Origin of the sequence: Stutzerimonas stutzeri, from assembly GCF_019090095.1 — a bacterium.
Classification (GTDB): Bacteria; Pseudomonadota; Gammaproteobacteria; order Pseudomonadales; family Pseudomonadaceae; genus Stutzerimonas; species Stutzerimonas stutzeri_AN.
Map to the genome: position 1 here is coordinate 1,456,391 of NZ_JAGQFP010000001.1, position 24,726 is coordinate 1,481,116.

General features: G+C 62.8%; 22 protein-coding genes. 10 read left to right on the forward strand and 12 right to left on the reverse strand.

Features of this window, described 5'->3' with window-relative positions:
* The 5 genes from KVO92_RS06255 to KVO92_RS06275 all read right to left on the reverse strand — a co-directional run bounded on the left by KVO92_RS06255 (position 1) and on the right by KVO92_RS06275 (position 11,410).
* Complete coding sequence (locus KVO92_RS06255; protein ID WP_217474756.1) at positions 1-1,317, reverse strand: efflux RND transporter periplasmic adaptor subunit; 1,317 nt, start codon at positions 1,315-1,317, stop codon at positions 1-3.
* Positions 1,317-8,111 (reverse strand): VCBS domain-containing protein, encoded by a 6,795-nt coding sequence (locus tag KVO92_RS06260; protein WP_217474757.1) that lies wholly within the window; start codon positions 8,109-8,111, stop codon positions 1,317-1,319. Before KVO92_RS06260 ends, KVO92_RS06255 begins: the two co-directional genes overlap by 1 nt.
* Before the next feature lie 50 nt (positions 8,112-8,161).
* Positions 8,162-8,926, reverse strand: a complete 765-nt coding sequence (locus KVO92_RS06265) for an efflux RND transporter periplasmic adaptor subunit (RefSeq protein ID WP_217474758.1) — start codon at positions 8,924-8,926, stop codon at positions 8,162-8,164.
* Entirely contained in the window at positions 8,923-10,443 is a 1,521-nt protein-coding gene (locus KVO92_RS06270; RefSeq protein ID WP_217474759.1) for a TolC family protein, read from the reverse strand. The genes KVO92_RS06265 and KVO92_RS06270 overlap by 4 nt, the downstream gene beginning before the upstream one ends.
* Positions 10,444-11,008: 565 nt before the next feature.
* Positions 11,009-11,410, reverse strand: coding sequence for a molybdopterin cofactor-binding domain-containing protein (locus KVO92_RS06275; protein ID WP_336512606.1), 402 nt, complete (start codon positions 11,408-11,410; stop codon positions 11,009-11,011).
* Positions 11,411-11,545: 135 nt separating this feature from the next.
* Here KVO92_RS06275 and KVO92_RS06280 point away from each other — a divergent pair, with 135 nt between their 5' ends.
* The 5 genes from KVO92_RS06280 to KVO92_RS06300 are packed head-to-tail and all read left to right on the forward strand — an operon-like array spanning position 11,546 to position 14,324.
* Positions 11,546-12,214 carry a hypothetical protein gene (locus KVO92_RS06280; RefSeq protein WP_217474760.1) on the forward strand — a complete coding sequence of 223 codons (669 nt, stop codon included), beginning with the start codon at positions 11,546-11,548 and terminating at the stop codon, positions 12,212-12,214.
* Between the two features lie 9 nt (positions 12,215-12,223).
* Positions 12,224-12,565: a hypothetical protein gene (locus KVO92_RS06285; RefSeq protein WP_217474761.1), complete on the forward strand. Its 342-nt coding sequence runs from the start codon at positions 12,224-12,226 to the stop codon at positions 12,563-12,565.
* A gap of 13 nt (positions 12,566-12,578) precedes the next feature.
* On the forward strand, positions 12,579-13,364 hold the full coding sequence (locus KVO92_RS06290) for a hypothetical protein (protein ID WP_217474762.1): 786 nt from the start codon (positions 12,579-12,581) through the stop codon (positions 13,362-13,364).
* A complete protein-coding gene (locus KVO92_RS06295) occupies positions 13,364-13,618 on the forward strand; it encodes a hypothetical protein (protein ID WP_217474763.1) in 255 nt (84 codons plus the stop codon). The genes KVO92_RS06290 and KVO92_RS06295 overlap by 1 nt, the downstream gene beginning before the upstream one ends.
* Before the next feature lie 37 nt (positions 13,619-13,655).
* Positions 13,656-14,324 (forward strand): hypothetical protein, encoded by a 669-nt coding sequence (locus KVO92_RS06300; protein WP_217474764.1) that lies wholly within the window; start codon positions 13,656-13,658, stop codon positions 14,322-14,324.
* Positions 14,325-14,368: 44 nt separating this feature from the next.
* On the opposite strand, the gene KVO92_RS06305 is transcribed toward KVO92_RS06300, so the two are convergent.
* From KVO92_RS06305 to KVO92_RS06315, 3 genes are all read right to left on the reverse strand, one after another.
* Complete coding sequence (locus KVO92_RS06305; RefSeq protein ID WP_217474765.1) at positions 14,369-14,617, reverse strand: DUF5334 family protein; 249 nt, start codon at positions 14,615-14,617, stop codon at positions 14,369-14,371.
* A 205-nt stretch (positions 14,618-14,822) separates the two neighbouring features.
* Positions 14,823-15,329 (reverse strand): GNAT family N-acetyltransferase, encoded by a 507-nt coding sequence (locus tag KVO92_RS06310; RefSeq protein ID WP_336512607.1) that lies wholly within the window; start codon positions 15,327-15,329, stop codon positions 14,823-14,825.
* A gap of 119 nt (positions 15,330-15,448) precedes the next feature.
* Entirely contained in the window at positions 15,449-15,910 is a 462-nt protein-coding gene (locus tag KVO92_RS06315) for a GNAT family N-acetyltransferase (RefSeq protein WP_217474767.1), read from the reverse strand.
* Between the two features lie 245 nt (positions 15,911-16,155).
* On the opposite strand from KVO92_RS06315, the gene KVO92_RS06320 reads away from it, so the two are divergent.
* The 4 genes from KVO92_RS06320 to tcyN all read left to right on the forward strand — a co-directional run bounded on the left by KVO92_RS06320 (position 16,156) and on the right by tcyN (position 19,484).
* Positions 16,156-17,154 carry a D-cysteine desulfhydrase gene (locus tag KVO92_RS06320; protein WP_217474768.1) on the forward strand — a complete coding sequence of 333 codons (999 nt, stop codon included), beginning with the start codon at positions 16,156-16,158 and terminating at the stop codon, positions 17,152-17,154.
* A gap of 109 nt (positions 17,155-17,263) precedes the next feature.
* Positions 17,264-18,061, forward strand: a complete 798-nt coding sequence (gene tcyJ / locus KVO92_RS06325; protein ID WP_217474769.1) for a cystine ABC transporter substrate-binding protein — start codon at positions 17,264-17,266, stop codon at positions 18,059-18,061.
* A complete protein-coding gene (gene tcyL, locus KVO92_RS06330) occupies positions 18,058-18,726 on the forward strand; it encodes a cystine ABC transporter permease (protein WP_021207640.1) in 669 nt (222 codons plus the stop codon). The genes tcyJ and tcyL overlap by 4 nt, the downstream gene beginning before the upstream one ends.
* Positions 18,726-19,484 carry an L-cystine ABC transporter ATP-binding protein TcyN gene (tcyN, locus tag KVO92_RS06335; protein ID WP_217474770.1) on the forward strand — a complete coding sequence of 253 codons (759 nt, stop codon included), beginning with the start codon at positions 18,726-18,728 and terminating at the stop codon, positions 19,482-19,484. The genes tcyL and tcyN overlap by 1 nt, the downstream gene beginning before the upstream one ends.
* Positions 19,485-19,661: 177 nt before the next feature.
* Here the strand turns inward: tcyN and KVO92_RS06340 are convergent, their stop codons facing one another.
* The 4 genes from KVO92_RS06340 to KVO92_RS06355 form a co-directional block, all read right to left on the reverse strand.
* Positions 19,662-20,966, reverse strand: a complete 1,305-nt coding sequence (locus tag KVO92_RS06340; RefSeq protein ID WP_254621292.1) for a TRAP transporter large permease — start codon at positions 20,964-20,966, stop codon at positions 19,662-19,664.
* Between the two features lie 9 nt (positions 20,967-20,975).
* Positions 20,976-21,473: a TRAP transporter small permease gene (locus KVO92_RS06345; RefSeq protein WP_217474771.1), complete on the reverse strand. Its 498-nt coding sequence runs from the start codon at positions 21,471-21,473 to the stop codon at positions 20,976-20,978.
* On the reverse strand, positions 21,470-22,483 hold the full coding sequence (locus KVO92_RS06350) for a TRAP transporter substrate-binding protein (protein WP_217474772.1): 1,014 nt from the start codon (positions 22,481-22,483) through the stop codon (positions 21,470-21,472). The genes KVO92_RS06345 and KVO92_RS06350 overlap by 4 nt, the downstream gene beginning before the upstream one ends.
* Before the next feature lie 430 nt (positions 22,484-22,913).
* Positions 22,914-23,549, reverse strand: coding sequence for a TetR/AcrR family transcriptional regulator (locus tag KVO92_RS06355; RefSeq protein ID WP_241785118.1), 636 nt, complete (start codon positions 23,547-23,549; stop codon positions 22,914-22,916).
* 72 nt (positions 23,550-23,621) lie between these two features.
* On the opposite strand from KVO92_RS06355, the gene KVO92_RS06360 reads away from it, so the two are divergent.
* Entirely contained in the window at positions 23,622-24,725 is a 1,104-nt protein-coding gene (locus KVO92_RS06360) for a DUF2855 family protein (RefSeq protein ID WP_217474773.1), read from the forward strand.
* The last annotated feature ends 1 nt before the right edge of the window (position 24,726 follow it).

Genomic DNA, 24,726 nt, shown 5'->3' on the forward strand with positions numbered 1-24,726 from the left:
TCACCAGCCCGTGGCGGCGCGCAGGCTGGCCAGCGGCCGGCGCAGCGCCCAATAGGCCAACGGCACCCAGCGCCCACTGAAGCGCGCGGTGCCCTTGAGGCCGACACGGTGTGCGGTCGGCTCAGCCAGGCGCGCACGGACGCGATAGGCGAAGCTGCCGTCCGGCCGCTCGACCGCATCGTGGGCAAAATAGCGAAGGGTCGCGCGCACCGGTTCCAGCGGCGTGGCGTTCAGGTGCAGCGCCAGGGCGCTGCCGTCGTCCAGCGGAATGGCGTCGGCCAGCGGCACCCAGGCTTCGACTTCCACGTCGCGCGGGGCCGCGATGCGCATCACCCGCTCGCCGATGGCAACCGGGCGGCCGATCCATTCGGACGGGTCGTCGAACAGGGCGATTCCGTCGCGCGGCGCCAGTACCCGCGCCCGCGCCAGTTGCTCGTCACCATAGGCGACATCGGCGCGCTTCTCCTCGATCTTGCCGGTAAGCACGGCCAGCTGCGCCTTCGAACGCGGGTCGGACAGCGCCTGCTGGGCGGTCTGACGGTACTCGGTTTCGGCCGTGGCCAGCGCCTGGCGGGCCACGTCGAGGCGGCTCTGAATCAGCGCCTCGTCGAAGCCGAACAGCGGCTGCCCTTGACGGACCTGCTCGTTGGGCTGCACGTGAAAGGCGTCTATCACGCCATCGAGCGGCGCGCGGATGACCGCGGGGTTGGCGGGCACCAGCTCGCCCGGCGCCAGTACCGTCAGGCGGACCGGCACCAGTGCCAGCAGTACCAACGCCAGCGGCCAGAGCAATGCGGGGCGTTTCCACCCGCTTGCCCGGGCGGCGGCGCGAGGCCGATGCCGGCGGAACAGGCCCTGGCGGTTGTGACCGGTGTGAGCCTGCCAGCTGTGCGACCAGATCGCAGCCCACTCGCCAAGGAGCGCGACGTCGGCATCGCGCCAGGGCAAGTCGCGCGCGAAAAGCACACCGCCGACCGTCTCCAGCGGCAGCCACAGCGCTTCACCGGGCAGCCATTGGTCCCACTCGCGCGCCAGCGCTTCGGGCAAGCTGGCGATCTCGACCGGTCCTCTGTGGCCGGTCTCGGTCAGATGGCGGGCCACGGCGTTCAGCCAGATCGTGTAGGGCACATTGCGCTCGACTTGCACCACGCCCGACAGACAGGCCACCCCGCCGTCACGCAGCCACAGCGCGGCTTGCCGGTAAGGCGCGAGGCTGTGGCTGTCATTGACCAGCAGGAACTGCAGTTCCTTGGCCGTCTCGGCTTCGCGTGCCTTACGCCCCAGCTCGATCAGGGCCGCGATGGGTGACTTTTCCATCAACCGGCCTGCTTACCGCGCGCCGGCGCTGGCTTTTCCGCGGAAATCGCGCGCTCCAGGGCCTGGCCTGCACCCTGCCCAGCCTGCCGCAATTGCTCGCTCAACCCGGCGCGACCGCCGCGCTCGGTCGCCTTGCGGTCGCCGACGGTGAAGCGGAACAGCAAGGTGGCTTCGCGGCCCTGACTGTCACGCGCCACGACCTTGACCATCAGGTCGCCGCGATAGCCCGCCGGCGCCTCGATCTCGAACTTGCCGCTCTGCGCATCGAAGCGCACCCAGCCCGGCAGGCCTTGGCCATTGGCGAGCCCGGCACTCAGGATGATGCGCTCGTTCGGGTCGCTATGGGCAAAGGCGTCGTAGGGCACGGCGAAGCTCGTCTCGGTGCCCGCATCGGCGTACTGGTCGCTCACGCCGCGATAGAGGCTCAGGCGCGGCTGAGGCGCTTCGATCACGACTACCTGGAAGCCGCTGCTACTGGTGTAGAGATCGTTGAAGGCAAACGTATGGAAGCTGCGCGCCGGGTCCATTAGCCGTTGCATGGCCGCGGTGATCGGGCTGGCGGCCACATCGTCCGCAGGCCGGGGTGACGCGGTCATGGCGGAATCGAAGGGCGCGGCGATCGGCGTGGGTGCAACGACCGGCTCCGGTGCGGCCGGTGTCGGGACGGGTGTGGGAACGGTCGGCTGCGCCGGCGTGACGACCACTGGTGGCGGTTCCACCGGTGGCTGGGCTGGCGCGAGCGGCTCGTCCAGCCCTTGCACGGTGATCCGCACGCTGCTGGTGCTGCCATCACGGCTGGTGACGACAAACGTCTCCGTGCGCAGATCCGCGGTGCCAAGCGCCTGCACGCCCGGCGAGGCGTTGTCCAGCACGTAGCGCCAAGTCCCCCCAGCATCAATGCTGAATTCGCCATACAGCCCGCGCGTAGCCGCCTGGGCCACGATCACCGCTTCGTTCTGGTCGCTATCGGTCACGTTGAGCTGGCCTTGGGAGGTGAGCTGGGTGTCCTCCTGAACATAGCCTTGCTGCCCGCCGGGCGCGAACACGGCCGGATCGTTGGCACCACCGATGGTCACGGTGATCGTGTGCGGCGTGCCGTCGACGGAGCGCACAGTGAAGGTTTCGGTCTTGGTCTCGCCGGCCTTGAGGTACTGCACCAGCGTGTTCGGCACGCTGTAGGTCCAGGTGCCGTTCGGCGCGATGGTCAGGCTGCCGAGGGTGCCGTTTGCCGGGGTCACGGTGCCGGTGAAGCCCGCCTCCCCTGCGTCCGGATCAGTCACGGTCAAGGTGCCGCCAGTGGTCAGGTTGCCCTGGCCGTTGACGTTCAGGTCTTCGGTGACCGAACCGGTGTCGGTGCCGCCGATCTGTGCAACGTCGCTGACGCCATTTACGGTGACGGTGACCGTGTGTTGGGTGCCGTCGATCGATCGCACGGTGAAGGCTTCGGTCTTGGTCTCGCCGGCCTTGAGGTACTGCACGAGCGTGTTCGGCACGCTGTAGGTCCAGGTGCCGTTCGGCGCGATGGTCAAGGTGCCGAGGGTGCCGTTTGCGGGCCTGACGGTGCCGGAGAAGCCCGCCTCGCCCGCATCCGGATCAGTCACGATCAAGGTGCCGCCGATGGTCAGGTTGCCCTGGCCGTTGACGTTCAGGTCTTCGGTAACGGAACCGGTGCCGGCACCGCCGATCTGCGCAACGTCGCTGACGCCATTTACGGTCACCGTCACGGTGTGCGGCGTGCCGTCGATGCTTTGGACGATAAAGGTCTCAGTCTTGGTCTCGCCGGCCTTGAGGTATTGCACCAGCGTGTTCGGCACGCTATAGGTCCAGGTACCGTTCGGCGCGATGGTCAAGGTGCCGAGGGTGCCGTTTGCCGGCGTGACGGTGCCGGAGAAGCCCGCCTCGCCCGCGTCAGGATCGGTCACGGTCAGGGTGCCGCCAGTGGTCAGGTTGCCCTGGCCGTTGACGTTCAGGTCTTCGGTAACGGAGCCGATGTCGGTACCGCCGATCTGCGCGGTATCGCTGACGCCGTTTACGGTGACGGTGACCGTGTGTTGGGTGCCGTCGATCGAGCGCACGGTGAAAGTTTCGGTCTTGGTCTCGCCGGCCTTGAGGTACTGCACGAGTGTGTTCGGCACGCTGTAGGTCCAGGTGCCGGTCGAGGTGATGGTCAGGCTGCCGAGGGTGCCGTTTGCCGGGGTCACGGTGCCGGAGAAGCCCGCCTCGCCTGCGTCCGGATCGGTCACGGTCAGGGTGCCGCCGGTGGTCAGGTTGCCCAGGCCGTTGACGTTCAGGTCTTCAGTGACCGAATCGGTGTCGGTACCGCCGATCACGGCCGGATCGGCCACGGCGGCGACGGTCACGGTGACCGTGGCGGAGTTGGAGGTCAGGCTGCCATCGGTGACGGTATAGGTGAAGGTCGCGATGCCGTTGAAGTTGGCATCGGGGATGAAGGTGACGGTGCCGTCCGGGTTGAGCACGACGCTCCCACCGGTGCCGTTACTGACCGAGGCGATGGTGATGGGGTTGTGGTCAGGATCGCTGTCGTTGCCCAGCAGCTGCGCGGCGGTGTAGGTCACCGGCGTGTCTTCGTTGGCAATGAGGCTGTCGTTGACGGCCACTGGCGCCTGGTTGTTCGGCGCGGCAACGTCATTGTCGATAACGGTCGCGGTGCCCTCGGCGCCGCCGAGGTTGGTCACGGTGCCGGAGACCGGGCCGGTGCGCAGGCTGAAGGTCTCGTCGGGCTCGACCACGCTGTCGTCCAGCGTGGCGATGCGCAGGCTCACCGTAAGGTTGCCGGCCTCGATGCTGACCGGTCCGGTTACCGGCAACCAGTTGTTGCCGTCGAACCACTCGAGCTGGGTGCCAGTGTCAGTGCCAACCGTGGCGGTGCCGCTCACCAGGGTTGGGCTGAAGCTGATCGGCGTGCTGCTCGGCTTGTCCACGCTGACCGTAAATTCGGCGTAGTCGCCTTCGATCAATGCCGGGCTGGACACGCTCAGCGTTGGCCGATCATCGTCGAGGCTGCCACCGCTGTCCGGCGTGCCGCTGGTGTTGCTGCCGGTGTACCGGTCGCCTTCGCCCTCATCGTTGATAGTGCCGAAGCCAACGCTGCTGCCGCTCGCCGTGGTGGCAGTCAGGGTGAAGGATTCGTTGCCTTCATGAACGTTGTCCTGCTTGATCGCTACGCGAACCAGGAGCTTGTCGCCACTCGGGATGACAACCTGGCTGCCCGGTGTGTAGCCCACCCAGGCGCTGCCGTTGTAGTACTCCAGGGTTGTGCCCAGGTCCCTGCCGAGGGTGGCGCGGGTATCGCTGGCGGGCAGGCCGGCGCTGTCGCTGAGCGACAGGCTGACAGCCACACCGGTGCTGCCGCTGACAGTAAACACGGCATAAGGCGAGGCTTCGTTGACGAACACGCTGTTGACCGCGACGGTGTCAGCGGCGCCGTCGATGGTCAGGGTCAGCACGGCCATGTCCGACAGCCCGGTGCCGGAGCGATCGGTGACTGTGTAGTTGAAGCGTTCGGTCAGCGTCTGCCCGAGGCTGAGCGCCTGGACGGTGGGGTTGTTGTTATTGACGGTATAGGTCCAGCTGCCGTCGGCATTGAGGGTCAGCGAGCCGTACTGGCCGGCCAGTGCGCTGCCGACCGTGCCGGCGCTGCCGCTGCCTTCCACACCGCCGGTGCGCACGGCGGTGACGCGCAGTTCACTGCGGACATCATCGACGTCGGTCACGGCATTGAGCACGTTACCGCTCGGGTTGTAGCCGGCCGTGCCGTTGCTCACGCCGCCGGCTTCGAGGGCGCTGGCGCTGCTGTCGCCGGCGACCGGGGCGTCGTTGGCGCCACGGATCGTCACGGTGAGGGTGGCCGTGTCCTGCAGGCGCACGCCGTTGGCGGTCTGGCCGTTCTCGACGGAGTAGAGAAAGGTGTCGCTCAGCGTGGCACTGCTGTCACGCAGCGCCTGCACGGTGGGGTTGCTGTTGTCGACGACATAGCTGTAGCTGCCGTTGCTGCTCAGCGTCAGGGTGCCGTAGCGGCCGACCAGCACGGTGTTGGTACCGATGGCGGTGCCGGTGCTGCTGTCGGTAGCGCGGGCCAAGACGACCAGATTGGCGCCGTTGCGGTCGTTGGTCAGCAGGTTGCCGGTCGGATTGACTGCGCCGGTAGCGTTGGCGGTGCCGCCCGCTTCGGTGGCCAGCGCGGTGTCGGCGACGGCGTCCGGGTCGTTGCTACCCGAGCCGTAGACGGTGATGAACAGCGTGGCGCTGCTGGTCGCGCCGCTGGCATCGCGCATCTGGTACTGGAACTGCTCGGTGCCCGACTGGCCCTCGCTGAGCGCAGTGTTGTTGGCGGTCGGCGTGTAGGTGTAACTGCCGTCGGCGTTGAGCAAGAGCGAGCCGTACTGGCCGGTGAGCGTCGTGCCGGTCGCAGCGTAGAACGACAGCGTAGTGTTCGCCGAGCCGGTCATGGTCTTGTTGAGCACGATGGACGTAGGCTTGCCGGCAGCGTCATACGTCACGCTTTGTACGTAGGTATCAGCCTGGACACCGGTGCCGGATACAAGCATTCCCGTCGCAATCAGCCCGGTTGTGCTGCTTGGCGTCAAGGTGATGGTGGATGTGCCGGTACTTTGCGACGTCGCGACGTCACCGATCTTCATCGCGCTGGTGCCGGTGGTTGTCGTGTCGTTGGTGGTTTTGAATCCGATCTTTTGCCCATCTAGGGTGGCGATCGCAACGTGGCTGCCTCCGTCGTAATAGGTTGCAGGCGTTGCACTTAGCGAAATGGTTCGTGCAGTGCTGTCATAGCCGCTGGTTGCGGTTATCTGGGCACCGGTGCTGCTGAACATTGCACGGTAGGTCCCGTTGACCAGAAGCCAAGCCTTGTCGCCGTTGCCGATCGGATTGAAGGTAGTGCCAGGTGTGAAGACCAGCGTTGCAGCGGTTGTCGTCGTGCTCACGGCGCCGACCACGGCGCTGCCTGTCAGGTCTGCAATCGTCTTCGTATCACCGCGATCCACATCCGTGTCGTTCGCCAGCACATCGCCTTTCGCCAGGCTGCCGCTCGTGTCGGTACTGGTGTACTGGCCCGAGGTCGCAATCGACTCCTTCGCCACGTTGTAGTCGTTGCCTGCCACCGGCGCGTCGTTGGCGCCCTGGATGGTCACGCTGAGCGTGTTGGTGGCCGTCGCGCCGGAGGCGTCGGTCATGCGATAGGTAAAGGTATCGACCAGCGTGTCGCTGGCGCTGCGCAGCGCCTGGACCTGCGCGTTGGCGTCGTTCACCACATAGCGATAACTGCCGTCGGCGCCGAGGGTCAGCGTGCCGTAGAGGCCGCTAACCGCCGTACCGTTGGCAGACGTCGTGGTCGCGCTCACGGTCTGGCTTGCAGCGCTAGCGCCTACCGCGGTCACCGTCTTGCTGTCGCCGGAGGTGTCGTTGGTCAGCACGTTGCCAATGGCGGCGCTGCCAGCGCTGCCGTTGTTGATGCCGCCCGCCTCCACCGCCGCGCCGCCTGCGGAGCCAGGCGTGCCGTTGGCGACGTCGGCGTTGGCAGCGGGCGCTACCGGAGCGCCGACAAAGCTGTTGAGCGCCGAATCGACGCGGTCGGACGAGGAGCCCACGTTCTTGATGTTCAGCGCCTGGTTCTTCCAGCCGACGCTGTTGAACCAGGCCTGGTCGACCACCAGCAGGAAGCCCTGGTTGTCCGCGACGTTGCTGTCGCCATCCTGGTTGCCGTCAGCCTGGGCGGCGGCAAGGGAGTTGAAGTCGGCGTCGGTCCAGAAATAGAAGCCGCGCACCACACCGTTGCTCTTGATCGGTCGGCTGATCCAGCCGTAGTAGGTGTTCGCGCCAATGGTCAGCGCCGTGGCCGAGACGTCGTTACCACTGAAGAAGCGGCTGTTGGTGGCGTCGGTGACCTGCACCTGGCCGAGCGAGGTGTTGATGTAGTCGTGGCTGTTGGCTTCTTTGCCCGCCGGGGTGGTAGCGGTGTTGACCTTGTAGGCATTGGCAAAGGTCAGGGTGGCGAATTCGACATCCGTCGAATGGCCTTCGACCGCGAGCGTGCCGTGGTCATCATCCGCGGCGAACCCGAGCCCGCTGGTGTCGTCGCCATTGACCTCGGCGGCGAAGCGCTGCCCTTCATCGCCCGCCGTGTCGCCGCCCGGGTTGAGTAGATGATCGAGGTGATGGCCGTATTCCTCGACCAGGAGTTTCGTGAACTGCGTGGCATCGAGCACGCCGAGCCAGTCGCGGTTGAGGTAGATCACCGGTTCGCCGTCCGGGCCCTGCGCGGCGTAGGCTGCCAGCGCGCCCTGGATCTCGGCGTTGTCCAGCAGGCTGACACCGATCTCCAGCGAGCCGTTGCCGATCGCGGTGCGCAGGTTATCGAGCTCGGCGGCCCAGGCTTCGCCGGGCTCGGCCTGGTCACCGTGGAACAGCTCGAACAGCTGCGCATCGCTGGCCTGCGCGAGGAACTGGCGGATCTGCTCGGAGGCCTTCTGCGAGGCTTCACGAACGGTGGCGTCGCCCGTCGCGGGCCGGAACAGATTGGGCGCTTCGACGGCTGCCGACGCGTCTGGCGCTGGCAATTGCACATCGACGCGCTCGACCACAGCCGGTTTTTCCGGCGCAGCGGCCGGTTCGGCATGCGCCGGGCTGGTGACGGCATCCGCGACTTCAGCGGCACCTGCACCGTCGAAAACGAAACGTTGCTCGAGCGCCATGAGCTGAGGGCGGCGTGCCACCAGGCTGCGGCGGGCGTTATGACTCGGTGTGCGGTGATCGTCCATGGCGGACCTCTGTGCTGGCGGCTCGGGTGCAGGTATGCAGTTGGGTTCGGTTAGAGCGTCGGTGCGTTGACCATGACGCGGCCACTCATGCCCGCTATCAGTTCGGGGAAGCGTCCATCAATGGCCGCGGCGACCTTCACCGACTGGCTGACCGGGTCGATACGCGCCCCAATGCGTTCGAAGCGTGCGGGGTAACGCTTGCCGGTTTCATCGATTTCCACTTCGAAGGTCTGGCCATTACGCAGCCAGACGAGCCAGGCCGAGGGCACCAGGAATTCGAGTTCCAGCACGCTGTCGTCGAGGATATCCAGCAAGGGCTGGCCGGGCTGGACGAATTGCTGCTCACGGACTTTCTGCTCGGCGATGCGCCCGGCGAAGGGCGCGGCGATGGTGCACTTGCCGAGCACCGCCTGCTGCGCACCGACTTCGGCGACGGCCTTCTGGCGCCCGGCATGGCCGAGGTCCACTTCCAGCTGGCCGATCGAGTTGAGTTCGGCCAGGCGCTTGTTCGCCTTGTCGGTGGCCTCGGCGGCGTTCAGCTCCGCGCGGGCCTTTTGCAGCATGGCCTGCTGCACGCTGCAATCGAAGCTGACCAATGCCTGGCCGGCTTTGAACGCGCCGCCCTCCGGCACCGTCAGTTTGTTGACCTTGGCGCCGATTTCCGCGGCCAGGGTAGTGAACTGGCGGGGTAGCAGCTGGGCACGGATCTCCTGGCGATCGAAGCCGGCACGCGAAGGTGCGTCCGCCGCCTCTTGTGCCTGCGCAGACGCGGCGCCTATCGCGACAAGCATGGCGATGAGGGTCGAGGTTTTCATTGCGAGCCGTCCTTGGCTGCGCGTGCGGCCAGTTGATCCCAGCCACCATGGCTGGCGGTCAGCGAGTTGGTCAGGGCACCGAGCGACTGGTCGCTGACGCTGCCGATTTCCGGCTCCACGCCCAGGGTTGCCTGCAACCGCGCCTCGGCGGTCTGCGCTTGCGCCAGCGCCTGATATCGGCGCAGCAAACTCAGAATGGCGGTCGTCTGGTTGGCGACGCGGTCGAGCTTGCTCTGTACCTGGATCGCCTCGCGATTGTCCATGTGCTCGCTGATGCGGTGGTCGATCTGCCAGATGGCATCGGCGCGCTCGAACTGGTGCTGGGCGTTGAGCAGCTGCTGGCGAGCCAGGTGGACCTGCGCGAGCACGGCCATCTGCGCCGAGACGCGCCGCTGGTCGGCGAGCATGACGCCGGCTTCGGCCAGCTTCATTTGCGTCGGGCCGGTGAGCAGGTTGAACAGGTTGAACGAGAGCTGCACGCCGGCCTCGTTCCACTGGCGGTTCACCAGGTAGCTGTCGGTGTCGTAGTTCACGCCATAGCTGAAGTTCAGGCTCGGAAACAGGCGTACCAGAGTCTTGCGCGTCTCTTCACGGGCGATGCGGGCGTTGTAGTGCTGCTCACGCACGTCCGCATTGGCAGTCATGGCGACTTCTTCCATGGTCGCGACCGGCACTTCGAGCGCTACGCGATCGAGGGCGAACTCGGGCTCGACCAGGGTAATCGGTTGGCCGATCGGCGCGTTGATCAGCGCCGCCAGCTCGGTCTGCGCGGTGGACAGCTCCTGCTCGATGGCTTCGAGCAGGCGCAGGTTTTCCAGCACCTGACGCTGGTAGCGCAGCGAGTCGAGCGGGTTGCGCAGGCGCTCAGCCTCGGCCTGGCGCGCATCGGCGAGCGCTTCCTCGGCCATCAGGGTCGCGGCATGCACGTCGGCCTGCAGTTTCTGCGCGCTGACAGCACGCCAGAAGGCGGTGCGTACGTCCTGCATGAGCAGGTGCATGGCCTTGCGGCGTTTCTCGCTGGCGATCAGCACCCGGTCGGCCTGTTGGCGCGCGCCGTAGTAGCCCATGCCGAGGTCCAGCATGTTCCAGCTCAGGCCCAGCGAGCTGACGGTGTGGTCACGCTCCTGAGAGATGAAGCGCGATTCGGAGAGCGAGCCATCCTCGGCGTTGCGGCTCTGGCTGATCTTGTCGTTGTTGCGCGAGGTGTAGCCGGCTTGTGCAAGCAGCTTGGGCAGCATGTCGTAGCGGGCCACGTCGAGCTGCTGGAAGGCCAGCGCCTGCTCCATCATCCGCGCACGACGATCGAGGTTGTACTTGAGCGCGCGAGCCAGCGCCTGATCGAGCGACAGCGCGCCGACAATCGGCTCGACATCCGCCTGGGCGGTGCTGAGGTCAGCGCGCCCCTGCTCGGCCAGCGCCTGTTCGGTGAAAGGACGCGGCTCGATGCTCGAGCAAGCCGTCAGGCTCAGCGCGGTCACGAGGGCAAGGGTCAGCTTAGTCGGGGTCAGGTGCTTCATTGATTCGTCTGCGATCGGGTCTAGGTCACGCCTGGCCTGCGGCCGGCATCCGGTGGAGCGAATAACGTTTCGCACGGGCGCAGTGATCCCTCACAGCACATAGAAGTGCTCCGATCGCATCGATATCCAAAAGAGGCGAGTCGTCAGTAAACCGACCGTACCTGGCCGGGTTGACCTGCTGCTGCAACCGCAGGACGCGGAATGCAGTGATGGTTTCTTGTCGTTATCGGTAGATGGAGCAAATGTTGAGCCCAACTAGCGCGGAGAATTTATAAACCCGACGAGCTGCGCTGTATACGGGGCCGCTATTAGACATAAGCACCCTACCCCCACCACGGAGCGCAGAGCCAAGGGACAGCGTTAGCGCCGCGCTCGGACCTGGCTGGCGGTGTAAACCCTTCAGCTTCTGGAGGTGGGATCGTTGAATTGCATAGTCTGCTTTCGGCCAAGAGCAGCCCTTCGTTGACGTGGCTTGTCGACTCCTTTCGTCTCAGCTCCTCAGCTAAGACTGATCAAGCAGCGCGTGACTTTCTTAGCCTGCCTCATGCTCACAATCAGAGAATACTCACCCCACAGTGCGCACAGGCAAGCTACGCACCTGTTTGCCGGTTGCAGCAAAGATGACATTGCATAGCGCCGGTGCCACTGGCGGCACTGGGGGTACGCCTACACCACTAGGTGGTAGGTTGTGGTCGTCGTTAACTAGATGGGTACGGCTCGTTCGCGGAGATGCGTTATGGGGCAGCACTTCGTAGTCGTGGAAGTTGCTTTGGGTTACACGCCCATTCCCAAAAGGGATCTCGCCACTCAGCGCCATGCTCAGCCCCATGATGGCGCCACCTTCGAGCTGCGCACGAATACGTTCCGGGTTGACTTGTGGGCCGCAGTCAATCGCCATATCGACGCTCATCACTCGCACCTTGTTGGCGTTCTTCGACTGCTCTAATCGCACTGATCCGTCCGTCACCGTACTAGGGGCGGCAAGCCATCTTGGGCATTGAATTGACCTCTTCGCAATATTCCTATGCGAACACCATATATTCTATTGAAATTATCATATTCTAGGCACTATGCTGTGAGCACGCCCACTGGAGTGCTCGCCATGCGCAGCAAAGAAAAAATCGACGACGAAATTTCAATTCGACTTGAAGACCAGCTTTGCCACTATGCAACACCCAATCTCAGGATTCTCCGCTCAGACCTAGAGAAAGAGGTCGCAGCGGCTTACCGCGGCCATCTGGAAGCTGAAGCAGAGAAGTACAGGTGCGATGTAAATGAACTCGATCGGGTCCTGGATGGATCCACACGCTTCTTGAGCATCGCCGAGCGCTGCTTTGACTACGCAGTTAATGGGCAGCTGAAGTCAGGCGGCATCGAATTGGAAGATCATGACTGGTTGGATTTTGCATCCTTCATCAATCAGGCTCGTTGGGATGCCGAGTTTCACTCCGTGAACTCTCTGCCTCTCAGGTTGGAACAGGTGTTCAAGCTTGCATCGGTAAGAGCAAGACTGGACTGCGACATTCATGAGGATGTTGCCTACAACGCTCTACCCGAGATCCTGCGAAATACAGCCGAGGGCTACCTGACCCTCAACGACATCGCCTTCCTGGCCGGGATGACTGAGAAAGCAGTGCGCAATGCCGCACAGCCCAAGGTTGAAGATCGCCTAGTGACTAGCAAGAAAGGCGCTCGGACTGTCGTCGACTCGCACGAAGCTCTGCGTTGGCTGAATGGCCGCCGGCTGTTCATAGCAACTCAGTTTGTGTGAGGTGACGCCATGATCCTCACTAAACACGCCGAACAACGCTGCCAGGAAAGGCTGATCAGCTCCAAGCAGTTGGATTGGCTGCTCTGCTACGGCGAAGAAAGCCACAATCGCGGAGTTTGCCTGTTCCATTTTGACAGGGATAGCTATCTGCAGTTGCTCAAAGACGTGGACTCGAGCGATCTGGAGCTCGCCCTGCACAGTCGCAACATCTACGCAGTGATCACCGAAGAGGTAGTCATTACGGCGGGTTACCGAGACGCACGTCTTAAGCCAACGAAATCCCATAAACGCACTCGGCGGGATGTACCCACCCACGCCGCTGAACGTCGCCTGCTAAACCGCAAACGCTAATCAAGGAATGAACATGAGCCTTTTTGAAAAATTCACGCCGCTGCTGTCCAATAACGCCGTTGCCCTGAGCGGTTCCGAGCTGCCCAAGGACTTGTTGCTGTCCTCAGAAGGAAGCCTGCAGACGTTCTACGCGCCCTTCGACTATATCAACACGCAAGCTCGCATCACCATCTGCGGTATCACGCCTGGCATGCATCAAGCGGTGGTGGCTCTGAAAGAGGCACGTCGCCTGCTCAACGCCGGCACCCCCAGCGAGGAAGCCAAGCGCAAGGCGAAGGAAACGGCCAGCTTTGCCGGTGCAATGCGCAAGAACCTGATTAACCTGCTCGACTCGGTCGGTATTGCTGACCTGCTAGGGATCAACAGCTGCGCCCACCTGTTCGACACACATATCCACCTGGTGCATTACACCTCGGCCTTGCGCTACCCAGTGTTCATCAACGGTGGGAATTACAACGGCACCCCCAAAATGCTGACCGCCCCATCCCTGCGCCATCAGGTCGATACGTATCTGGCAGAAGAGGTGAAAGCATTGAGCGCGAACTGCCTTTTTGTCCCCTTGGGCGAGAAGGTAAGCGCAGCATTCGAACACCTGCAGAGCAAAGGATTGGTGAAGGGTGAGCAGGTTCTGTCTGGCTTGCCGCACCCCTCCCCGGCCAGCATGGAGCGCATCAACTACTTTCTCGGCAAGAAGGATCGCGCCGACCTCTCCATCAAAACCAATCCTGACAAACTCGATGCAGCTCGCGCCCAGTTGCTCGCGAAGGTTGCAGGCCTGCGCGACAAGGGCTGGTTGTGATGCGCCACTTCTTTAATTGGCCGTTGGTGTTGGTGCTGTCGCTCAAGCGACGCACCTTGCGCATGGCGCTGCGTATAGCCAAAGAACAGACCGAGGATGCAAAGGCGCTTTTCTGTAAGAACTGCAGCCCAAATACAGAAGGCTGCAAGCAACCTTCGCAGTGCCGTGTTCAACGACTCAAGGATAGAGAAACGTGCTTTGTCGATGAACTGGAAAACCTCCAACAACGCATCGCGACCCTAACCAGCGCTTAAGGCGCTGGTGGTACAAAAACACAAGGATCACGCCATCATGCCCCAGCTTTTTTCCGGCCCCTACTTCGACTATGTGATGTCCCAGGAGCCGCTTCGCGGCGCCGAGTACTTTAAGCATGGATCATCAGCGATGCTGTTCCAGCGTAACGGCAATCTGTATCGCCTCAGTATCGATGGTAAATGCCATGTATTTCTTGCAGAGCAGTCGGCCAAAGGCAATCCCTCGGTGGTGCATGTGATCAAGGACTTCGGCCCGATAGCTCCGTTTGATGAGGATGAAGAACTCTATTACTGGCTGGCCCAGGTCGAATGGTTGGAACCGATTGCCCCCGAGAGTCCTCAGGGCACTCGCCTCGATGAGGTTCTGCTTTCGCTCACCAATGGGGAGTCAAATGTGGTGCCCCATGATCGCCCACAGTTCATGACTGATTGCGAAGCCGCTACCTCTGTGTACGAAGAGTTCGCCCCCCTACTGACGACTCTGTTGCTTGCTGCTAACTGCCTGCCTTCTATAGATGGCGTGGTCGACGCTAACCTCACGAATGTCATGCTCCGCCCATCGACACGTGAGCTGGCATGGACAGATCCCATCAACGAGCCGCTCTCCCCTTTGACCGATGCACAAGAAGCGGAAATGGAGCGCGTCAAAGAACTGGTTATGGCCAAGACTTCTGTTGCTCGAAATGAAGAGTGGCTCCCGGCCTAAGCATCTGCTCTTCTCATGTTTAAGTGATGAGGGTGGGCTGAATGTCAGTCCTCATCCATCTCGAACGTACGGTATTCACCGCTGGTTTCGTCGTAGACCTCTACATCAACGGTACCATCGCCGTTGCTCTCCATCGACTCGACGTTGCCGGAATGGTAATTGCCTGAGTTGTAGTCGTAGTAGTCGATCGCTTCGCCTTCGCGGACAAGGTTTCCCGCATCAATCTCGATATCGGCACCACTTTCCTGATCGATGCCATCCCAGGCAAAAGCGAGGGGTGTGAGCAACAGCATTCCAAGCGCAAGCATTCGCATAATGCACATCAGTGTGGGGACTTCAGGATTAAATATCTATGCTGGTACGGCATCACGTCAATCCAACGTTGAACCAATTCGCACCACCACTAATCGTACTTTCACAATACAGAATCGCGCTTGAATTCGTCTGCGCTGGACTGCTTATGGCCAAGGACGCTCACCTTCGGCAAAAGCGGACAAACTAAAACACCAATTCCATCGGCTGCACCACGAGATCGGATCCATCCCGTAGCGGCTCCAATGGCCCCGCGGGGCGGAATCCACAGGACTTATAAAGACGCATGGCACGACTGTTAGAGGCGGCGACATCCAGTCGAACACGACGGGCTCCGGTGCCCCTGGCCCACGTAAGCGCCTCCTCGAGCAAGGCACGGCCTGCACCAGAGCCTCTTGAGGTAGGGGCTACCCACATTTGAAATATATCGGCTGCTTCGGGATCTGACGCCGACAGCTTGCACCAGACCAGTCCGCACAGTTCTTGCTGATTCAGGGCGACTAAAATTCGGCTTGTTCCCGAAGCGATCGCATCAGCGATGCGGGACTCCCAGGCATCATCATTCCTCACCGCCTCCGCCTCGTAGGTGCTTCCAAAGGCATCTGGCGAGTCGCGAAGCGCACGTAGACGTATATTTCGATAGTCGCACCAGTCGCCGGCTGTTATCGAACGTACTGAAATCATGACGTACATAGTTCAGAGGGCTTGGCGGCCACGTCAGCCCGTATATATAAGCCAAGTAGCAATACGCATCGGTGATGAATCGAAACGCTGTTACAGCCGGCCGCGGGCGTTTAGTTCAGTGCTTACGCTCAGTCAGAATCCATCAAGCGACGCTCCATCACGATCGTCCGTTCCTCGCCGTGGAAGGTCTCGCGTACAGCCGAGTAGCCGAGCTTCTGATAGAAGCGCTCAGCTGTAACCGAAGACGGAACTGACAAGATCTCGACCCCTTGCCGCTTCGCTGTTTGTTCGACAGTGTTCATGAGTTGGCGGCCAATACCCTGTCCGTGCAACTGCGGCCGAACAAATACAGTCCTGACAACCTGGCCATCGAGACTAGCGGTTCCAACGATCCTGTTGTCTGCTAGCGCGACAAAAACCATGCGCTTAGCGATCAACGCTGCGACAGCGCTCGGCGAAAAACTCTTCTCGACCTGCTCGATGACAGCCTGAGAATAATCCTTGGCGTTCGTGGCTCTTAACGCGGCGATAATGACTTCGCTTATGGCCTCGGCATCATCTTTGACAGCTGACCTGATCTCGATTGCCATTCAGTCCTCAGCGCGGATGTCAGGGAGATTCGAATCTTGGCATCCCGGCGGGCCGCTGTCCGCTTCTGGTCGAAACTGGCTCCCATTAGCGTCAACAAACGACCAGATTGTGCAGCCTGAAGACGCCAGTCATCTCTCTGCTCCAACTGCCCTTCTAAAAATGCCGTATCGCTGGTTATCGGCTTGTGGCAACGCCGAATTGCCTTCTACAGTGATCACACATCTCTGCGCAGAAGCCTGCTCCTATGCTCACCGACGCCCTCGCCCACTTCCCTCGCCTTGAACTGATTGCCGCCGCCACGCCGCTGGAACACCTACCGCGTCTGTCACGTCACTTGGGTCGAGATATCTGGATCAAGCGCGACGATCTCACGCCGCTAGCCCTTGGCGGCAACAAGGCGCGCAAGCTCGAGTACCTGGGCGCCGATGCCCTGGCCCAGGGCGCGGATGTGCTGGTCACCGCCGGCGCCATCCAGTCCAACCATGTACGCCAGACCGCAGCGCTGGCAGCCAGGCTTGGTCTGGGTTGCCTGGCGCTGTTGGAAAATCCGCTGGACACTGCCGAGGGTAATTACCTCACCAACGGCAACCGCCTGCTGCTCGACCTGTTCGGATGCGACATCGAAATGGCCGCCGACCTGGATAACGCCGACGAGCTGCTACTGGCCGCCGCCGAGCGCCTGCGCAACGCCGGACGCAAACCTTACGTGGTGCCCATCGGCGGCTCCAATGCGCTCGGCGCCCTGGGCTATGTGCGCGCCGGCCTGGAGCTGGCCGAGCAAATGCACAGCAGCGGCGAGGATTTCGCCGCGGTGCTGCTCGCCTCCGGCAGCGCCGGGACCCACAGCGGCCTGGCGCTGGCGCTGGAATCCGCGCGGCCGGACAGCCGAGTGATCGGGGTCACCGTATCGCGCCCGGATGCGACTCAGCGGCCCAAGGTCGAAGGCCTGCTGCAACGCACCGCCGAGCTGCTCGGCGTCGATGTGCCGGCAGGGCTGCACATCGAGCTGTGGGACCAGTATTTCGCCCCGCGCTACGGCGAGCCGAATGCCGGCACCCTGGCCGCAATCCGCCTGCTCGCCGAACAGGAAGGCGTGCTGCTCGACCCGGTGTACACCGGCAAGGCCTTCGCCGGCTTGCTCGACGGTATTGCCCGCGGCGCCTTCCCCGGCCGGGGTCCGCTGCTGTTCCTGCATACCGGTGGTGCGCCGGCGCTATTCGCCTATCATCCATGGGCACTCTGAACGCACGCCATATTTCTTTAACTAAGGTAAAGATAATTTCTAATTATTTTATTGAATAAAGATCAACCCTTAGAGTTGACCGACTTCCCCGCCCACCTAGAGGCCTTCCATGAAATTCATCACTCTGCGTCGTCGTTTCCTGCTCGGCACCCTGAGTCTGCTGCTCGGTGCCAGCCTGTTCACGCCGGTGTTCGCCGCCGATCTGCTGGATGAGATCAAGGCCAACGGCACCCTCAAGGTCGGCCTGGAAGGCACCTACCCACCCTTCAACTATCAGGACGAAAGCGGTCAGTTGACCGGCTTCGAAGTCGACCTCGCCAACGCCCTGGCCAAGGAGTTGGGGGTCAAGGCCGAGTTCCAGCCGACCAAGTGGGACGGCATCCTCGCCGCCTTGGAATCCAAGCGTCTGGATGTGGTAATCAACCAGGTGACCATCTCCGAGGAACGCAAGCAGAAGTACGATTTCTCTACGCCCTACACCGTCTCCGGCATCCAGGCACTCACCCGCAAGGCCGATGCGGACAGCATCAAGAGTTCGGCTGACCTGGCCGGCAAGAAGGTCGGCGTCGGCCTCGGCACCAACTACGAGCAGTGGCTCAAGGAGAACGTGCCACAGGCGGATATCCGCACCTACGACGACGACCCGACCAAGTTCCAGGACCTCAACGTCGGCCGCATCGACGTGATTCTGGTCGACCGTCTGGCCGCCTTCGAGATGGTCGAGAAAACCGGCAATCGCCTGGCCGTGGCCGGTGACGCCTTCTCTCGCCAGGAGTCCGGCATCGCCCTGCGCAAGGGCAACCCGCAGCTGCTCGCCGCCATCGACGAGGCCATTGCCAAGCTGCGCGCCGACGGCACGCTGAAACAGCTTTCCGAGAAATGGTTCGGGGCTGACGTCACGCAATGATCGACAGCAGCCTGCAGCTGGTGCTGCACTCACTGCCCTTCCTGCTCAAGGGCGCGTGGTGGACCGTGGTGCTGAGCCTGGGCGGCATGTTCTTCGGCCTGCTGCTGGGCTTCGGCCTGGCCCTGCTGCGGCTGTACGGCTACTGGCCGTTGCAGTGGCTGGCGCGGATCTACGTGTCGTTCTTTCGCGGCACGCCGCTGCTGGTGCAGCTGTTCATGATCTATTACGGCCTGCCGCAACTGGGCATTCAGCTCGATCCGCTGCCGGCCGCGCTGATCGGCTTCTCGTTGAACATGGCGGCCTACACCGCCGAGATCCTGCGCGCGGCTATCGCGTCCATCGACCGTGGCCAGTGGGAAGCGGCCGCCAGTATCGGCATGAGCCGCGCGCAGACGCTGTATCGGGCCATCCTGCCGCAGGCCGCACGCACCGCCCTGCCGCCGCTGGGCAACAGCTTCATCTCGCTGGTCAAGGACACCGCCCTGGCCGCCACCATCCAGGTGCCCGAGCTGTTCCGCCAGGCGCAGCTGATCACCGCACGCACCTTCGAGATATTCACCATGTACCTGGCCGCCGCGCTGATCTACTGGTTGCTCGCCAGCGTGCTGGCGTACTTCCAGGGTCGCCTGGAAGACCGGGTCAACCGCCACGAGCAGGACGCCTGATGATTTCCGTGCGCAACCTGAAAAAGTCCTTCAAGGGCCAGGAGGTGCTCAAGGGCATCGACCTCGACATAGCCTCCGGCGAAGTGCTGGCGATCATCGGCCCCAGCGGTTCGGGCAAGACCACCCTGCTGCGCTGTCTCAACCTGCTGGAACAACCCAGCGGCGGGCAGATCAGCGTCGGTGAGATTCACATCGATGCCGATAAACCGCTCAAGGCGCAGCAAGGACTGATCCGCCAGCTGCGCCAGCACGTCGGTTTCGTGTTCCAGAACTTCAACCTGTTTCCCCACCGCACCGCCCTCGAGAACGTCATCGAGGGCCCCGTGCAGGTGAAGAAAGAGCCGCGCAGCCAGGCCGTTGAGCGCGGCCGCGATTTGCTGGCTAAGGTCGGCCTGGTTGGCAAGGAAGACGCCTACCCCAAGCGCCTCTCCGGCGGTCAACAACAGCGCGTGGCGATTGCCCGCGCGCTGGCCATGCAGCCGGACGTGATCCTGTTCGACGAACCAACCTCGGCGCTCGATCCGGAACTGGTCGGCGAAGTGCTCACCACGATTCGCGGCCTGGCCGAGGAAAAGCGCACCATGGTCATCGTCACCCACGAGATGAGCTTCGCCCGCGACGTGGCAGACAGGGCGATCTTCATCGACGACGGGGTGATCGTCGAACAAGGCGACGCCAGGCAGCTGTTCGGCGCACCGCAGCACGAGCGCACACGGCAGTTCCTCAGCAAGTTCATCGGCGACCATCCAGCGCGCTGAGCCGACCGCACCGTACGCGTTGTAAAAATGTCGCGGCGCTGTTCGATAGCGATCGTTACTTCGAAGCCAGGCTCTCTCGGGGATGAACAAGGGCAGCTATAGCTGCCCTTGTTCATTTGCGGCGCGACTCGATATTTCAGCAGGCCAGGTAGCGCAAACGCAGGCCACGCCCCCTCGTCATCCGCTCAGCACCTCTGGCAGCCACAGCGCGATTTGCGGCCAGCCGGTGATCAGCGCGGCGGCCAGGCACATCAGCAGGAAGAATGGCAGCGCCGCCATCGCCACGCGGCCTATCGGCTCGCCGGACAGCGACTGGATGACGAACAGGTTGAAGCCCACCGGCGGGGTTATCTGCCCGAGTTCAACCATGATCACCAGGAACACGCCGAACCAGATCGGATCGTAGCCGGCGGCTACGATCACCGGCAGGGTGATCGGCAAGCTCATGACGGTCAGCGAAATGCCGTCGAGGAACATCCCCAGCAGGACATAGAACAGCGCGATGGCCAGCAGGAGCAGCACCGGCGATAGCTGTTGGGCGGCGATCCAGGCTGCCAGCTCGCGGGGCAAATGCAGGTAAGCCATGGCCGCCGACAGCATCGCCGCCGCCACCAGCAGGCTACAGACCATGGCGGAGGTCAGCAGCGTACCTTTGAGCGCATCGAGGATCAGCGCGACGCTCAATTGCCGCTCGGCCGCCAGCAGCACCAGCGAAGCCGTGACGCCGATGGCGGCCGACTCCGACGGGGTCGCGATGCCGCTGTAGATGGCCCCGATGACCAGGCCGATCAGCAGCAGGATCGGCATCAGCAGGCCCAGCGCGGAGAGCAGACTGGTGTCGCCGCGAGGTTCGCGAGGCGCAACCTTGGCGTTGGCAACGGAGCGGATGATGATGAATGCCGAAAACAGCGCCGCCATCATCAGGCCGGGCAGCAGGCCCGCCATGAACAGCTTGATGATGGACACCTCGGCCTGCACGCCATAGACGATCATGATGATCGACGGCGGAATCAGCAGCCCGAGACTGCCCGCGCCGGCCAGCGAGCCGAGCGACAGGTCGCGGTTGTAGCCGCGGTTCGCCAGCTCACGGGTGGTGATCTTGCCCACCGTGGCGGTGGTTGCCGCACTGGAGCCACATACCGAAGCGAACAGCGTCGAGCCGAACACATTGGTGTGCAACAGCCCGCCCGGCAGGTAACGCGTCAGGGGTGCCAGGCCGCGGAACAAACGCTCCGAAATGTCCGAGCGGAAGATCAGCTCGCCCATGAGGATAAACAAGGGAATCGCCGCGAGTTCCCAGCTATTACTGGCGCGAAAGAGGATTTTCGACATCATCAGGCCAATGCGTTCGAACCAGAAGCCGCCGAAGCCCCACAGTGAAAGAATGGCCGCCAGGGCCAGCGCGGCGAATACCCAGACGCCGAGCGCCAGGGTGGTGAGCAGGATCGCGACGACGCCCAGCGCGACTACGATCATCTCCATGCTTGCTCCTTAGGCGCGATAGTCGCCGCGCTGTTGCAGTATCACCAGTGCGCGCACCAACAACGTCAGGCAGAGCATGCAAAGGCCGACCAGCACGGCCGATTCGGGAATCCACAGCGGCGTCTGCGCCATGGTGTCGCTGATCAGATTGCGCTGATAGCTGCGCTGCACGCCCTTGAACCAGATGGCCGCCACCAGCCCGAACGCCGCCAGCGTGGCCAGCGTGGCGGCCAGCTCCAGCGGCCAGCGCCAACGCGGCGCCAGGCGCTCAAGCAGAATCGACACGCGGATCAGCCCGCCCTGTTCCAGCGCGTACGGCAGGCTGAGAAAGATCATCGCGGCCACGGCGTAGCCGATGAATTCATCCAGCACGTAGGTGGACTGGCTGAACAGGCGCAACACCACCTCGGCGAGGATATGGCCCAGCATGTAGACGATGATCAGCATGCTGATGCCCGCGCCGAGACGGTTGAGCCCGCCCGACAGGCGCGCCAGGATTCGGATCACTGCTTGGCCTTCCAGGCCTCGAAGGCGGACATCACCTGCTGGCCTCGCTCACCGGTGTCCTCCAGCCACTCGGCGACCGCCGGCTTGGCGGCGTTGCCGAGGAACGCGCGGAAGTCGTCCGGGATCGGATCGTGGATCGCCACCTTGTGCTCGGCGAGCGTCTCGTAGTTGGCCGCGACACGGCTACGCACCGCCTCCCAGTTGCGCGCCTCAGTGCGTTTGGCCGCCTCGAGGATCGCCGCCTGCGCCTTCTCGGACAGCTCGTCGAAGGCGTCCTTGTTCATGTGCACCATGTTCAGCGGCACGGCGTACTGCACGCCGCTGAAGTCGCTCTGCTGCTCCCAGAAGCTGGCAGCCGCACCGAGGTCGGCCGAGGTCAACACCGCTTCGATGCCGCCGGTGGCCAGCTGCGGAACGACATCGCCCCAGGCCAGGCTGATGGACGCGGCGCCCGCCTCCTTGAAGACCTGCGTGCCAGTGCGGTCGAAGGTGCGGATTTTCAGGTTCTTCAGGCTCTCGGCAGAGACGACGGGCTTCTTGGCCCAGATGCCGGTAGGCGGCCACGGCGAGGAATAGAGCAGGATCTGATCGTTCTTGGCGAAGACCTTTTCATATTCCGGACGCGCGATGTCGTAGAGGGCCTTGGCCTCGTCGATGTTGTCGACGATGAACGGCAGTGACGACAGCAGCAGGATCGGGTCCACCCCACCGAAGAACGCCGCCAGCGTATCGGCGATCTGAACCGCATTGTCCGCCACGGCGTAGAAGTGATCGGGTGATTTGTAGCCCAGGCTGCCACCCATGTGCAGCGTGATGTCCACATCGTCGCCTGCCAGTTCCTCGACCTGCTGGATGAAGAAGCTGTCGCCTTCGACGTGAATGGAGCCGGCGTTGTACTCACTGGAAAAATCCAGCCTCGGCGCCGCCGTTGCGGTGTTCAGGCCGAGCCCCAGGCAAACCGCCAGAGCCAATGTCTTCCATGTACAAGCACGCGTCGCAATCGTAGTCACGTTGGTGTCCTCGGTGGCTGGCAATGTCGCTTCGCGATCCGGGCGTTGCGTAACCTGCGGCCAGACTCGCCCGCCTTGACGGAGCCGGATGCGAAAAGCGCTTCGATTGAGCTTACGGGCTATCTAGCGGCGCCATTAGCCGGAAAAGCGACGGCCAATTGCCAGTGAGCGTCGCGTTTGGCGGTAGGCAAGATGGCCGCAACGGCTAGCTCGGCAAGGAGATGCGGTTTCAGGTGCGAGGCGGTAGTTTTGAGCGGCTGCCCAAACGGCCGGCTGTCCATAACGCGCCGACTCATTTCTCTAGCGGGGAAACACCGTTCTGATAACAGCGCTAAATGTCCGCAAGGCAAGCCATGATGACAACACTCGGTCCGGGGTTCGGGCGCGAGCCGCAGCCCACTTCTTTACTGCCTTCAGTCATTACTGACAGCTATCCGGCCGAGCCGCTCGGGCCTTCCAGCGTGCGCAGACATAGCTGCTCCATGCAGCCAGCCCAGTCCTCCATACGCGCTGGCTCAAGTTGCACCAGCATGGCGTAGCGGCGCCCACCCCAGACTGATAGGTGCAGCGCCTCCAGGGTTGCGGCGTCCGGCTTTACCGGGAGGTCGGTCGCCGCGTCGATCACTCGCTGCCAGGCGCCCAACAGGTCCTCGTATACCCGGCGCTGGTGCTTGGGCTCGGCAACCAGTGTTTCCAGTTCGAGCATGTCCGGGTGAAACCAGGGCAGATGGGAATCAACGCCAGCAAGCGTTCGCACCATGCGCTGGACGCGCAGGGTCCAGGCAATCGCAGTCGGCTTAACTGCCTGTTCGTCGATCGCCTCCAGCAATTGCTCGATGCAATAGCGCACGTATCCCGAATGCAGCGCTTGCTTGCTGGGGAAGTAGTCATAAAGGGTGCCGATGGCCACGCCAGCTTCCAGTGCAACGGCGCGGGTGGTCAGGCGAGACCAGCCATCTCGCTGCCAGATCCGAACATAACTGTCGTAAATCGCCTGCACCGTAAACTTGGCGCGCGCTTGAGTAGGCCGCTTGAGCGGCTTGGCGCTCGGCAATGGTTTGCTCATGAAATCCGAACCCGGCGGCAAAACGGAAAGGCTAGAGTCGGTGTACTCGACTACCAAGCAAAGGTGCCATTGATGAGCCTCATCCGCCAGTTGCAAAACAACAAGAAAGACATGGAACAGACCCGCATTCAGACCCAGCCGATGCCTGAGCTGAAGCCCGGCGAAGTCCTGCTGCGGATCAGCCGCCTGGCCCTGACCACGAACAACGTCACCTACGCAGCGTTCGGCGAAACCCCTCACCTGCGCTACTGGGACTTCTTCCCGACCGGCGACGCCGACTGGTTTCACATGCCCGCGTGGGGATTCGCGGAGATCGTTGAAAGCAACGTCGAGGGCCTGGCGAAGAGCGAGCGCTTCTATGGCTTCTGGCCGATCGCCAGCCACATTGTCATGCAGCCGGTGCGCGTGTCCGAACGCGGTTTCTACGACGGTGCGGAGCATCGACTGGAGCTGACATCGGCTTATAACCAGTACCAACGCATCAGCACCGATGCGGCCTATCGAGCCGAGAATGAGAACTACCAGATGCTGCTGCGTCCGTTGTTCATCACCTCGTTCATGCTGGCGGACTTTCTGGAGGACAACGCCTTCTTCGGTGCGCGGCAGATTGTGATGTCCAGCGCATCGAGCAAGACGGCGTACGGCACGGCGTTCTGCCTGCAAGACAACCCGCCCGTGCAGGTGCTCGGCCTGACCTCCTCCGGTAATACCGACTTCGTACAAACCCTCGGCTGCTATCGCCAAGCGCTCAGCTACGACCAACTCAGCTCGCTTGACCCGAGCGTACCGACGCTCTACGTGGACTTCTCAGGCAGCGCCACACTTCGACAGCAGGTCCACGCGCATTTCAAGGCTTCCCTGGTCTATGACTGTTATGCCGGATCGGCACAGAACCAGGACTATGCAGAACCCGACCAGGCACTAAGTGGTCCTCAGCCACAGCCCTATTTTGCGCCTTATCAGATCAAGAAACGCAACGCCGACTGGGGCGCAGCCGAGGTAACCCGCCGCTTCAACGAGGCGCAGCTCGCGTTTATCGCTCGGGTAAGCGATGCGCAGCAGCCCTGGATGCAAGTCAACGAGCACGCCGGTCTGGAAGCGGCACAATCGCTGGCCGAGTCGCTGATCAAAGGCAACATCAATCCGCTTGAAGGCCACGCCGTGGTACTCGACTAGC